Below are 12985 nucleotides of genomic sequence, written 5' to 3'. Positions count from 1 at the left end.
GCGCTGAAGCGCGGGGAAGGGAGAGCCGGTGTCTTTCGAGCCAGGCCTGCGTTGCTCCTCGGTTACGGTGCCTGCACCGCGCCCTGGTCGCGCCTTGGTCTGGCCCGAAATCCACTCGGCCATTCTACCAGCCAATTCTGCAGCTTGGTATGAGGTCTTTTCAGTTGACCCGAGACCTCTTTTTCGGGAGGGAGGGGCTCATGAAAAACCTCCTCCCCTTGACTCTCTCCTTTTGGCTGTGTGCGCTTGTGCCTGGATTCTCCCAAGAAATCCTGGAAGCGGATCCGGTGGTGGCGGTGGCCACCCGTTCCTCGGTTCTTTTTGATTACGCCGCGACGACCTCCCCCATCCCGGGCGACACGCTTTACAAGGAAGGGGTCTCCGACTTGGAGGACTTGACCTTCTTGGCGCCCAATGTCTTTGCGAGTGATGCCGGGACGGTCGGTTACGGGGATGTCTATTCCGTGAGGGGCCTTTCGAATACCCCGTTTTTCAGCGATCCGGCGCTCAGCTTTTACGTCGATGGGGTGCCCTACTTCGATGCCTCCACCTTTGTGGGGGGCTTGGACAATGCCAGTTTTGCCCGGGTCTGGACCGGCCCGCAAACCACTCGCTTCGGGGCGGGCGCTTACGGCGGGGTGGTGGAGATCGAGTCCGAGCGTCCTGGCGATACTTGGGGTGGCCGACTTTCCACTGAGGCCGGGACCTACCAACTTTTGGGTGCCAGCGGTTGGGTGGGAGGTCCCTTGATTCCGGGGACCCTTTTCCTCCAGATCGGAGGCCAGTATGAGCAGCGAGACGGCTTTCTTCGCAATAGCGCACTCGGCATTCGGGAAGGCGATCGGGAGCGGGGCGGGGTTTTTGGCTCGCTTCTTTGGAAGGCGGCTCCAGGCTGGGAGGCCGAACTGCAGGCGGGGTGGGATCGCTGGGAGGATGGCGCGCCCGAATTGCAGTCGCTCGCGAGCGCGGACTTCGGTCTGGTGGCCTCCGGGACGCCTGGCCTGATGGAGCGGGAGGCCAATCGAGTCTCGCTTCGGGTGGCCTACGAAGGCGAGGAGTGGGACTTCTCGACCGTTCTGGCTCGACGCGGTTGGGACCTCAGCCCGTATTTGTCCGACCTCGATTTCTCTCCCCTGCCTTTCTTTTCTTCCGGGATCGAGCAAGAGCAGATCGGATGGCTTTCGGAAACGCGGGTCAGCTATCGCCCCGGGGAGGAGGACTTCGATCTGAGCGGAGGGCTCTTTCTCTCGAGCAATGCCACTGAGGGAGTGGGAGTGACCGGGATCGGTCTACCGACACTTTTCGGGATCGTGCCCCTGGAGGAGACGACCACTTTCCGGATCGAAGAGGAGACAATCGCTTTCTACGGCGAGGCAGGTTACCGACCGGTCGAGGCCCTGCGTGTTTTCTTCGGTGCCCGCGTGGACTTGGCCGACAAGGCGCTCAACCGCTCCAAAACGAGTCCTCTCCTTCCTTTCCGCATTCCCGATCTGGCGACCGAGCAAGATTTTGCCGAGTTCAGTCCCAAAGCGGGCTTCACTCTGGAAGCTTCCGAGGAGTGGACGGTCTTCAGCAATTTTGGCGTGGCGCACAAACTGGGTGGCTACAGCGCTTTTGCGAATTCGGAGGCTTTGGCTGAATTCGATACCGAACGGAATTGGTTTGTGGAATTCGGCGTGCAGGGGACGCTGCTCGACGGTCGGCTGCGAGCCGGCCTGACCGCTTATCATTACTGGGTCGAGGACTATCAGGTGGAGCGCCAATTCAGCGCCACGGATTACTTCATTGCCAACGCGGAAGAAGTCAGTTCGCTCGGGGCCGAGCTGCAAGTGGATTTCACTCCTTTCAACCAAGGGAATGCTCTCGATGGCCTCGGGTTTGAGTTGTCGGTCGGGGTGAATCAGACCGAGTTTGAGAGTTATCGTGACCCGGTCACGGGCGCGGACCTGACGGGCAATCGAGTGCCCTATGCCCCGGCCTTCGACGCCTACCTCGGAATCCGCTACCAGCACCCCTCCGGCGTTTTTGCCCGGGTTGGCCTGCGGGGAGTGGGGGACACTTGGTATGATGATTTGGAAACACCGCTGGCTGAGGAGCCAGCTTATGCCCTGGTGAGCGCGCAAGTGGGCTTCGCCCAGGAGGCCTTCGAGGTCGTCCTTTTCGGTGAGAATTTGACCGATGAGGAGTATTTCACCAATCGCAATGTGACCTTGCCCGGAGGGGTCGGATCGATCGGCACCCCGGCCATGGCGGGTGTGCGGACGACCTTTACTTTCTGAGCCTGATACCAACCTCCAGAATTCACTGGAAGAATGGAGGGGAGGTGTTGTGAGGAAGAGGCGCTGAAGCGCGGGGAAGGGAGAGCCGGTGTCTTTCGAGCCAGCCCTGCGTTGCTCCTCGGTTACGGTGCCTGCACCGCGCCCTCACCGCGCCTTGGTCTGGCCCGAAATCCACTCGGCCATTCTACCAGCCAATTCTGCAGCTTGGTATGAGACGGGGCGAGCGGCTATCAAAAAAGCGGTTGCGAGCATTTCTGCCCGCCGCTATACATCGCGCTCTCGCTTTTCGGGCGATCCGGAAAGGAGCGGTAGCTCAGTTGGTTAGAGCGCCGGCCTGTCACGCCGGAGGTCGCGGGTTCGAGTCCCGTCCGCTCCGCCACCCCCTCTCGAGTGGGGGACAGCCGCCTTTTTTTAGAGGGAGAATCATTGCAGGAGGCCGCTCTCCCTTTTATAGCCACCTCGTCCTATGTCGAATTCTCCCCTGCTGGAAATCTGCCCGGCTTGTCAATGTGAGCTGGACTTGAGTGCCTGCGATCTTTTGGAGGACATTGTTTGCCCTCAATGCGACTACGCCTTCACGGCCCGCACCCAGTTGGGACCCTACCGTTTGAAGTCGCTTTTGGGGGAAGGGGGATTGAGCAAGGTCTACTTGGCCGAGGACGAGACCCTGGGGCGGACGCTGGCGCTCAAGGTCCTCTCGGCGGAGTTCGCGAAAAACGAGTCCTGGGTCACCCAGCTCGAGAAGGAGGCTCGGATCACCGCCTCCATCAGCCACCCCAACGTGGTCCAGGTCTATTCGGCGGGGTCAGCGGACGGGAAGCACTATGTGGCGATGGAGTTGATCGACGGCGGGACGCTCCATGATTTGATTGAAGAGAAAGGCCACTTGGAGGCCAAGGAGCTGGTTCCAATCGCGGTCGATCTCATCGATGGCTTGAACGCGGCTCACGAAAAGGGCCTGATTCATCGCGACATCAAGCCAGGCAATATTCTCATGGCAGCGGATGGTTCGGCCAAGATCGTGGACTTCGGTTTCGCTCTCCTGGCGGCCACCGAAGAAGACCAGCAGGAGGAGCTGTGGGCGACTCCCTTTTATGTCCCGCCCGAGAAACTGGAGGGCGAACCAGAGGACTTTCGCTCGGATCTTTTTAGCCTGGGGGCGACGCTGTTTCATGCGGTGACCGGAGAGCCTCCTCACCAGGAGGGAAGCGACTCCATCAGCGCGCTGCGCGAGGCCAAGAAGAAGCCTGCGCGGGTCCGGGAGAAACGTCGAGCGGTCCCTCTGATCTTGGCCAAAGCGATTGAGAAGATGATGGCTTGGTCGCCTGACGGTCGCTACCAAAGCTACCGAGAGGCCCGCCGCGCCATCCAGCAAAGCGGGCGCGGTCAGCTGAGTGCCGCTTCCACTGGCGGCGGCCAAGAGGCGACGACTGCCACCCCGTCCCAGGCGCCCGCGCGTCCTTTTCCTCTGCTGCCGGTCTTGGCGGGCGTGGCCTTGCTCGGGGCCCTCGCGACGGTCCTTCTGGTGCAAGGCGGGAAGAAGGAGGAAGGCCCAGGGCAGGCTGGCCCTTCGGGTGAATCCCGTCTGGCAGTCGATCGCGAGCGTTCCGGAGCGGTCGGGGCCCAGTTTCTTGAAAGCCAAGAGCTTTTGCTAGCCGGCCAGTTCGAGGAGGCAGAAAAGGCAGCCTTAGAATTGGCCCGGGACGAAGAAGCTTCCGCTCCGATTCCCGCCCGGGCGGCCTTGAACGCGGCCCTGGCGGCTTACCTGTCCGGGGACGGCGATGGCGCCATGAAGCACCTCGAACTGCTGCGCTCGGTGAACCAGTCGGGAGCCGCCATGGACGCCCGTCTTTATGACCTCTTGGATTGGACCCAGCGACAGCTTCTGGAAGGGGGCTTGCCGGACCCGGACCTCGTCGCTTCTTTGCCAGCAGATTCCCTGCGCCGTTTTGCTTTCCTCGCTCTCGGGCTCCATTGCTGGGAGGCGGAGCAATTTCTCCGAGGAGAAGCCTTTTTGGCTGCCTTTGCGGAAGCGGACTTTGGGGGAAGCGATTCCTGGGTCGGGAAATTTCAAGCCCTGGCAGAACCTTACCTCAAAGACGCGGTTACCCTGGAGGAGTGGGAGGAGGCCGAGTTGTCCGCTTCTCCGGAAGAGGCGCTGGAAGAGTTCGCGGCGCTCAAGACGGCTTACAATCGATTGCTGACCAAGGGAGCGGCTCCTCGGAAGCTTGGGGAGACCTTGTCTGCGTTCGAGTCGGCTCTCAAAGAACAACAAAAGGCCGCCAACGAGAAGGAGGCCTCTCGCATGGCGAGAGCCGTTCGGGAGGAATTGGCCGGCTTGCGAGATCCCTGGGAAGCGGCGGTGGCTGCGTATGCCGAAAACTGGGGGCTGGGGGAGGCCTTGGCTGTCTTGCAGGCGGGAGAAGCGGAAAGCCGAGAGGCCCAGGCTGCCCTGGCGACCTTGGAGTCCTTCTTTCAAGAAGCAGGTGGTTATCTCGAAGGCATGGAAGGGTCTCTCAAGCGTTATGGGTATAGCGGTCGACTCATGAAGAGTGAGACAGCCATCGCCGCGGAGGGGATGGAGGGAGTCCGGATCGAGGAAGGGGAACTACGGTTCATTCTATCCGGTCGAAGCCTCTCTTTTCCGGTGGAGAAAGTTCCGGCTGCCCACTGGGCCGCCATGAGTCAAGACATCATTCGGCGAATCCCCTCCTCCGAGGAGCTGCTCCAGCTTCGGGCCGCTCATGTCAGCTTCCTGCTGGCTCATGGAGTGCAGGGTGCCTTGTTGGAAGCGCAGTTGTTGGCCTTGGATGACCCGGAATTTCGAGACCGCTGGGCAACCGTGGCTCCCGTTTTCAAGTAACCTGAGGAAGTGAGGATGTCCGACGACGATAAAAAAACCGATCGCCCCGATCCCGAAGAAATGAGCCGCAAGCTGCAGGAGTTTCTTAAGAGCAACTTTGGGGGCAATGTGTTTTCCTTTGCTGGAGGACCGCCATCCTCTGCGACCAAAGAAGCCAAGAGTCCTCCACCAGTCGAAGAAGAAGAGGGTTACAACATTTTTGATTTCAGTCTCCGCCCACGCGATGTCAAAGCGCACCTCGATCGCTTTGTCATCCGCCAGGATGACGCCAAGAAGGCGCTCAGCATCGCTGTCTGCGATCACTACAATCATGCGAAGATCGTCCGTAAGATGGAGGAGGAGGACCCTGAAGCGGCCCGGGAGATCGAATTTCACAAGCAGAACGTCATCATCTTGGGGCCGACCGGGGTGGGCAAGACCTACTTGGTGAAGCACATCGCCGAGCTGATCGGCGTTCCTTTTGTGAAAGCCGATGCCACGAAATTCAGCGAAACCGGCTACGTGGGGGCAGACGTCGATGACCTGGTGAGGGATTTGGTCAAAAAGGCCAACGGAGACGTCGACCTCGCCGAATATGGAATCATCTACATTGATGAGGTCGACAAGCTGGCTTCCCAAGCCAGCCAAGGCGCCCGTGATGTCAGCGGGCGAGGGGTGCAGACCACCTTGCTCAAGCTCATGGAAGAGACCGAGGTCGCTTTGCGCAATCCCATGGACATCCAATCGCAGATGCAGGCCATGATGGAGATGCAGCGCGGCGGCGCCAAGTCAAAGAAAGACACCATCAACACGCGGCACATTCTCTTCATCGTGAGTGGAGCCTTTTCCGGTCTCAATGAGATCGTGACCAAGCGTTTGCGCAGCGGAGAGATCGGCTTTGGGGCTCGCACTTCGACGGGGCCGGAGGCCTCTGAGGTCTTTCGCCATTCCAGCACTCAGGATTTTATCGATTATGGCTTTGAGGCGGAATTCATCGGCCGACTGCCAGTGAGGGTGGTTTGCGATCCGCTCAAGGCCCGAGATTTGTTCGAAATCATGAAGACTTCCGAAGGGAGTTTGATTCGGCAATACGAACGAGAGTTTTCCGCTTACGGAATCAGTGCGGTCTTCGATGAGGAGGCGCTTCATCTGATCGCGGAGCGCGCCGTGGGGGAGAACACGGGGGCCCGTGGATTGGTGACGGTTTGCGAGCGGCTTTTGCGCGACTACAAATTCGAGCTGCCGGGGACTTCGGTGAACGAGATTTTGATCAACCGTTGGTTTGTAGAGAATCCGCACGAAGCGATTGAGGAGTATCGCCGCAAAGGGGCGGAGGTCTGCCTTGGCAAAGTCCGCGAAGAAATGGAAATCTATGCCCGCAAATTTGAGGAAAAATATGGAGTGAAGCTTCTTTTTCAAGACGACGCGGTCGAAGTGTTGTCGGAAAAGGCCCTCTCTGACAACCTCAGCGCCATGCAGCTGGGGGAACACTTGTTCAAGGACTACCAGTTCGGCCTCAAGTTGATCCAAAAGAACACGGGGCGGGAAGAGTTTGTCATCGATCGCGCGGCCATTGAAGATCCTGAGGGCACCCTTAGCCGCTGGGTGGTGGAATCCTACAACCGTGCGGAAGCTCCTAGAATGGAGCCTTGAGGCGTGGCCCGGATCGAGTATCCACGGGAAGTGTCCCAGGTCATCGCGGCCTTTCGGAATCTTCCGGGGGTGGGCCCCAAGAGTGCCGAGCGGATGGCCTTGTGGCTCTTGGATAGCCAGCGAGCGGATGTTTTGGAAATGACGCGCGCCTTTTCCGAGGCGGCCGAGGTCATTGCGATTTGTCCGCGGTGCGGGTTTTTTCAGGGTCGGGAAGAATGCCTCAATTGTTCGGAGCGCCCCCAAGAAAGCAGCACTCTCTGCGTGGTGGAAAGGGCTTCGGATGTCATTGCCATGGAGCGGACGGGCGCTTTCAAGGGCTCCTATCATTGCCTGGGTGGGAAGCTCTCGCCTCTGGATCACATCGGGCCAGAGGAGTTGCGGATTCCAACCTTGGTCGAGCGCATTCGCGAAGGCGGAGTGAGCGAGGTGATTTTGGCGACCGGCTCGGACGTAGAAGGAGAGGCGACCGCCAACTACCTCTTCGAGTTGCTCGCGCCGGAGCCCGTCACTGTGACACGTTTGGCGCAGGGCATGCCCGCAGGGGGAGGCTTGGAATCGGCCGATGACTTGACGCTTTTGCGGGCTTTTGCCAATCGGCGGTCCCTGGAGCGAGAATGATTGCACCCACCTCACTTCTGGCTACCCTTTACACTGAATGTCTTGTCGAATTGATCCCGGACTCCATCAGGAGAAAAAGCCTGACTGGATCAAAGTCCGCCTTCCGAACAACCCGGTTTTTTGGTCGACCAAGGGACTGGTGTCCGATCTTCGCCTCCACACAGTCTGCGAAGAAGCCCAGTGCCCCAACCGTTGGGAGTGCTGGGGCCAAGGCACTGCGACCTTCATGATCGCGGGAGACCGCTGCACCCGGGCCTGCGGCTTCTGCGCCGTCAAAACCGCGCGCCCCATGGCTCTGGAAGAAGACGAGCCGATCCGCGTGGCTGAAGCCACTCGCCGGATGCGTCTGCGACACGTCGTCATCACAGCTGTGGCCCGAGATGACGTCAAAGACGGAGGGGCGGAACACTTTGCCCAAACCATCGAGGCGGTTCGATTCGTCAATCCGGGAATCATCATTGAAGTCCTGGTGCCCGACTTCAATGACCGGGATTGGGCCCTCGAAAAAGTTATGGAAGCCCGCCCCCATATTTTCAATCACAACCTCGAGACAGTAGAGCGCTTGACGCCCTTGGTGCGCAGTCGCGCCAAATACCAACGTTCCTTGACCGTCCTGCGCAAAGCGAAAGAAATGGCAGGCGGCAAGGTCGCCACCAAAAGCGGAATCATGCTGGGGCTGGGCGAGAAGGACGACGAGATTCTCAAGGTAATGGACGATTTGCTCGCGCATCAGGTCACTGTCTTGACGATGGGCCAATATCTCCGACCCAGCCAAAAGCACCTCCCGGTAGTCGAGTATGTCAGGCCGGAGAAATTTGATGAGCTGAAAGAGGTCGCTCTCCACAAGGGGTTCCGTCATGTGGCCTCTGGCCCTCTCGTTCGGAGTTCCTACCACGCGGGCGACTTCAAGCCCGAAGAAGATCTGATCGACGCCATCGAAGAGGAGGCCAAGGAAGCGAAGAAGGAAAGCAAGCCAGAAGCAGCCGTCGCTTAAAACCAATCGGCCGGAATCCAGTCGCTGGTTTTGGTTTGTTCAATCGATCGACGTGCTCAGCCGGGGGGCGGTTCTGGCACACTACCGAAGAGACGATGACACAGGCAATCGACGCGCTGTCCCTCTCTTCTTCTTGCCCGCCTGAGAATTCTTTTCTCTACCAGCTTGCTATCAGCGGCTCCATTCCAACATGCGGAGAATGGGGGCCTCGGCCTTCCTTCGAATCTCTTCGGGGATTTCCACCTGAGGACGGAGATCCTCGAGGCAGGCGTGGAGTTTTTCGACGGTGTTCATTTTCATGAAGCGGCAGTCGGCGCAGGCGCAATTGTCGGTGGGGCCGGCGATAAGATTCTTCTCCGGAACCTCCTTGCGGATGCGATGGAGCATGCCGGACTCGGTCACCACGATAATATTCTTTTGAGGGGAATCCCGGCAGTAGTCGATCATCTTTTCCGTGCTGCAAACCTCATCTGCGAGAAGCCGGACGGCGTAGGTGCATTCGGGATGAGCGACCACTGAGGCGTCCGGGTGCTGGTCCTTGATTAGTTGGATGCTGTCACGGGTGAATTCCACATGCACATAGCAAGAACCCTCCCAGAGAGTCATTTTCCGACCGGTTTTTTCCATGACCCAGGCGCCTAGATTTTGGTCGGGCACGAAGAGGATATTGCGCTCCTCGGGGATCTTCTGGACAATTTTGAGCGCGTTGCCGCTCGTGACGATGACGTCGGAGAGCGCCTTCACTCCGGCGCTGCAATTGATGTAGGCGACGACGTAATAATCCTGGTCCTGGTGCTCCTGGAGAAAGGCCTCCAACTCGGGGGCGGGGCAGGATTCCTCGAGCGAGCAGCCTGCCTCCACCTCGGGAATGACCACCGTCTTGGCTGGGTTGACGATTTTGGCGGTTTCCGCCATAAAGTGGACCCCACAGAAGACGATGACGTCGGCATCCGCCTCTTTGGCCCGGTAGGAAAGACCAAGAGAGTCTCCCACGTAGTCAGCCAAGTCTTGGATGGGTCCGATCTGGTAGTTGTGAGCCAGCAAGACCGCCTTCCGCTCGTCTTTAAGACGGAGGATTTCCTGTCGAAGATCGAGTTGATTCAGGACCATGTAGGCAAAGCGGGCTGGGAAGGCAGAAACGGGGGAAAGACGGTAGCTGGAAGTCTTTACGAATCAAGACCCTTGGCCCTACAAAGGAAAAGCGCTGGGGGAGAGCCCACCAGCGCTTTTCCGAAAAGAGATTAGATCTGAAAGGCTTAGCTCGCGGAACCGACCGGTTTGGGAGCGCTTGAGGAGGCCGCCGCGGCGGCCTTCTTGGCGGCCGCTCCTACGGTAGAGCGACCCGTAAAGGCAGCTCCTTCTTCGATCGAGAGGACCGAAGCCTGGACGTCACCATTCAATTCGGAGTTCGACTTGAGCTCACAGCGGTCGGTCACAGTGACGTTGCCTTCGACCTTGCCGAAAACGCTCACGCTCTTGACCTTGATTTCCCCTTTGACGTCAGCGTTTTCGCCCACCGTCAGGTTCCCATCGGAGATGATTTCTCCTTCAATCACGCCATCGATTACGAGATCGTTGGAAAACTTGAGCGAACCTTTGATTTCGACGTCGCTCGAGAGGATGTTTTTGGTGGCAGTCATAGTGGAACGAGTGGTTTCAGAGTTGCCGGTAGGCGCGCGGTAGCTGGAGGTGGAGGATGGAGATGGTGCGGAGGGACGAGTCGTCTGGAGCAAGGTGTCCGGATTTTTCGAGTCGTCCTGCTTGTTGCCGATGATTTTCTCTAGCACAGCCGCGGCTTAGTGGGGTCGGCCATCATTGTCAAACGTTTTTGCGCCTTTTACCCCTTTTGCCTAGAACGAAGGCTCACGGAACCGGAAAAACCCCAAATTTCCAAGCCCCAATTCGTTGACCAAGAGGCGATCCTGTCGTTCACTCTCGTTCAGTCTTTACCCCCGCGAAACGAGCCGAAAATGATCGGAAACGGAGTGTTGGAGATTGAGAAGGACCTCATACAATTTCAATGGCTGATCAGACACCGAAGGACGCACCGGAGAGAGACGAAGAGAACAAACTAGAGAAAGTCGACCAGGGTTACGACGCCTCCCAGATCGACAAGCTGGAAGGCCTGGAGGCGGTCCGCAAGCGGCCGGGGATGTATATTGGCGATCCCGATCTCCGGGGGCTCCATCACTGCGTTTTTGAGGTGCTCGACAACTCGATCGATGAGCACCTGGCGGGGTATTGTCAGCTCGTCACGGTGACCATCAATGTGGATGGGTCGATCACCATCACCGACGACGGGCGAGGCATCCCGGTCGACATCCATCCCAAGTTCGGCATCCCGGCCGTCGAACTCGTCCTGACCAGTCTCCATGCGGGCGGCAAATTCGGGCAGGGAGCCTACAAATACTCCGGGGGACTGCACGGAGTCGGCGCCAAGTGCGTCAACGCCCTCTCCGATTGGTTCAAGGCCGAGGTGCACCGCGATGAAAAAGTCCACTCCATCACCTTCGAGCGCGGCAAAACCTCGAAGCCCTTGGAAGTCGTCGGCAAGGTCCCTAAAGGCCAGACCGGCACCATCATCACCTTTTTCCCGGACGCGACCATTTTCACTGACTCGATCGAGTTTGAGTTCGATCGCTTGGCCAAGCGGCTGCGGGAACTCGCTTTCCTCAATCCGGGCCTTACGATCGAGTTGGCGGATGAGCGACCGGAGTCAGAAGCCAAGTCGACCTTCTACTATGCCAAAGGAATCGAAGAGTTTGTGGCTCAACTGGGCGAGAACAAGACTCTGGTTCACCCTGATCCAGTGGTCCTACGCGGCAAGCGTGAGGTGGAGGTCGACTACGATGGGAAAATCACCAAAGACGATGTCTTCGCAGACGTCGTTTTCCAATACAACGACAGCTACCAGGATCAAATTCTTTGCTATGCCAATAGCATTCCCAATGCGGACGGTGGGACCCACCTGACAGGCTTCCGGGGGGCTCTCACCCGGTCCATCAATCAATACGCCAAATCCAATAAGATTCTCAAAGACAAGGATCCGGCGCTCAGCGGGGATGATGTCCGCGAGGGCTTGGTGTGCGTCATCAGCATCAAGATGCCCAACCCTCGGTTCAGTTCCCAAACCAAGGACAAATTGGTCAATGCGGAGATCGAAGGCGTGGTCAGCTCCATCGTCTATGAGGGGCTCCAAACCCACTTTGAGGAGAACCCCAATCTCGCGAAGACCATTATCGATAAGGCGGTCAACGCAGCCCGGGCGCGGGAGGCCGCGCGCAAAGCTCGCGAGACGGTCCGGAAGTCGGTGCTCTCAGGAGGGGGCTTGCCTGGCAAGCTGGCTGACTGCTCCGAACGCGATCCCTCCAAATCCGAAATTTACATCGTGGAGGGCGATTCTGCGGGCGGCTCGGCCAAGTCGGGTCGCAACCGCACCACGCAAGCGATTCTCCCGCTTCGGGGCAAAGTGATCAATGTGGAGAAGGCAAGATTGCATCGCGCTCTCCAGAACAAGGAAATCCAAGCCATGATTACGGCCATTGGAGCGGGCATTGGAGAAGGCGACCAGGAGGGAGCTTTCAACATCGAGAAAGTGCGTTACCACAAGGTCATCATCATGACGGATGCGGATGTCGATGGCTCACACATCCGCACGCTCTTGCTGACTTTTTTCTGTCGCCACATGCCCGAGCTGGTCCGGGAGGGCTACCTCTACATCGCCCAGCCTCCTCTCTACAAAGTGACCCGCAAAAAGCGGGAGGAGTATGTCGCGGACGATGCCGATCTCAATCGAATTCTGATCTCTTTGGGGTCGGATGACATTTATCTCCGAAAACCTGGAACAGAGAGTCAGGTCGACCCTGATTTGCTGGCAAGTGTTTTGGAGGTGCTGGCGCAGATGAAGCGTTACACCAGGACCCTGGAGGGCCATGGAGGCGATTTCCGGGAGTTCCTAGCGGCCGCGGACGGGACTCACTTGCCGGAATACTTGGTCCGCATCCGAGAGGGCAATGCCGAGGAAATCAAATATTTCCTTCACGAGCGGGACCTCTTGCTCTTTGCAGAAGACAACCGCGATTTGCAGCTCTTCCAGGAAGAATTGAGCGACGAAGAAGTGGAAACGTTCCGACAAGAGTATGGCAGTATGCCACGGCGGGCCGTGAAGTATGAGCTGCACGAGGCGGCCGCCCTAGAGAAGCTTTTGGAGCGCTTGCGGGAGTTTGGGGTTGAGACGGAGCCCTTCTTTTCCGACGACCAGCCGATTTACGAACTGGCCGAGGGAGGGGGAGCAGAGGCGGAGACCCTTCCAGTGTTCAATCTCTTCGAAATTCTGGATCGCGTCTTGGAAATTGGCCGCAAGGGCATGCGCATCCAACGCTTCAAGGGGCTGGGTGAAATGAATGCCAAGGAGCTTTACTCGACCACCATGGACCCCGAACAACGCAAACTGCTTCGGGTCCGCTTAGACGAGGAAAACCAGATCGAAGCGGATAAGATGTTTGATATTCTTATGGGTGATATCGTGGAACCGCGGAAGCGTTTCATCGAAGACAATGCGCTCAATGTCCAGAATCTGGATGTGTGAGCAAAGAGGGG

The 12985-nt window shown here is 58.4% G+C and carries 8 protein-coding genes and 1 tRNA gene; 7 read left to right on the top strand and 2 right to left on the bottom strand.

Annotated elements, in window-relative coordinates:
* Positions 1 to 200 precede the first annotated feature (200 nt).
* The 6 genes from AAF555_00520 to lipA all read left to right on the top strand — a co-directional run bounded on the left by AAF555_00520 (position 201) and on the right by lipA (position 8386).
* Positions 201 to 2279, top strand: a complete 2079-nt coding sequence (locus tag AAF555_00520; GenBank protein MEM6910040.1) for a TonB-dependent receptor plug domain-containing protein — start codon at positions 201 to 203, stop codon at positions 2277 to 2279.
* Between the two features lie 302 nt (positions 2280 to 2581).
* Positions 2582 to 2658, top strand: a tRNA-Asp gene (locus AAF555_00515).
* A gap of 87 nt (positions 2659 to 2745) precedes the next feature.
* On the top strand, positions 2746 to 5142 hold the full coding sequence (locus AAF555_00510) for a serine/threonine-protein kinase (GenBank protein ID MEM6910039.1): 2397 nt from the start codon (positions 2746 to 2748) through the stop codon (positions 5140 to 5142).
* A gap of 15 nt (positions 5143 to 5157) precedes the next feature.
* Positions 5158 to 6774: an AAA family ATPase gene (locus AAF555_00505; protein MEM6910038.1), complete on the top strand. Its 1617-nt coding sequence runs from the start codon at positions 5158 to 5160 to the stop codon at positions 6772 to 6774.
* Positions 6775 to 6777: 3 nt separating this feature from the next.
* Complete coding sequence (gene recR / locus AAF555_00500) at positions 6778 to 7392, top strand: recombination mediator RecR (GenBank protein MEM6910037.1); 615 nt, start codon at positions 6778 to 6780, stop codon at positions 7390 to 7392.
* A 37-nt stretch (positions 7393 to 7429) separates the two neighbouring features.
* Positions 7430 to 8386, top strand: a complete 957-nt coding sequence (gene lipA / locus AAF555_00495; protein ID MEM6910036.1) for a lipoyl synthase — start codon at positions 7430 to 7432, stop codon at positions 8384 to 8386.
* Positions 8387 to 8557: 171 nt separating this feature from the next.
* Here the strand turns inward: lipA and nadA are convergent, their stop codons facing one another.
* Positions 8558 to 9496, bottom strand: a complete 939-nt coding sequence (nadA, locus tag AAF555_00490) for a quinolinate synthase NadA (GenBank protein ID MEM6910035.1) — start codon at positions 9494 to 9496, stop codon at positions 8558 to 8560.
* A gap of 146 nt (positions 9497 to 9642) precedes the next feature.
* Positions 9643 to 10026 (bottom strand): polymer-forming cytoskeletal protein, encoded by a 384-nt coding sequence (locus AAF555_00485; protein ID MEM6910034.1) that lies wholly within the window; start codon positions 10024 to 10026, stop codon positions 9643 to 9645.
* Positions 10027 to 10406: 380 nt separating this feature from the next.
* Here AAF555_00485 and gyrB point away from each other — a divergent pair, with 380 nt between their 5' ends.
* The gene (gene gyrB, locus AAF555_00480) at positions 10407 to 12974 is read left to right on the top strand and encodes a DNA topoisomerase (ATP-hydrolyzing) subunit B (protein ID MEM6910033.1); all 2568 of its coding nucleotides are present in this window, start codon (positions 10407 to 10409) and stop codon (positions 12972 to 12974) included.
* Positions 12975 to 12985 lie beyond the last annotated feature (11 nt).

The sequence above is a fragment of the Verrucomicrobiota bacterium genome (assembly GCA_039027815.1).
Classification (GTDB): Bacteria; Verrucomicrobiota; Verrucomicrobiia; order Verrucomicrobiales; family JBCCJK01; genus JBCCJK01.
This window is presented reverse-complemented; position numbering and strand designations above follow the sequence as displayed.

What these genes read in the sequence shown, in the direction of transcription:
- AAF555_00520 (MEM6910040.1), top strand. Translation starts at nt 201, where the DNA reads ATGAAAAACCTCCTCCCCTTGACTCTCTCCTTTTGGCTGTGTGCGCTT.
- AAF555_00510 (MEM6910039.1), top strand. Translation starts at nt 2,746, where the DNA reads ATGTCGAATTCTCCCCTGCTGGAAATCTGCCCGGCTTGTCAATGTGAG.
- AAF555_00505 (MEM6910038.1), top strand. Translation starts at nt 5,158, where the DNA reads ATGTCCGACGACGATAAAAAAACCGATCGCCCCGATCCCGAAGAAATG.
- lipA (MEM6910036.1), top strand. Translation starts at nt 7,430, where the DNA reads ATGTCTTGTCGAATTGATCCCGGACTCCATCAGGAGAAAAAGCCTGAC.
- nadA (MEM6910035.1), bottom strand. Translation starts at nt 9,496, where the DNA reads ATGGTCCTGAATCAACTCGATCTTCGACAGGAAATCCTCCGTCTTAAA.
- AAF555_00485 (MEM6910034.1), bottom strand. Translation starts at nt 10,026, where the DNA reads ATGACTGCCACCAAAAACATCCTCTCGAGCGACGTCGAAATCAAAGGT.
- gyrB (MEM6910033.1), top strand. Translation starts at nt 10,407, where the DNA reads ATGGCTGATCAGACACCGAAGGACGCACCGGAGAGAGACGAAGAGAAC.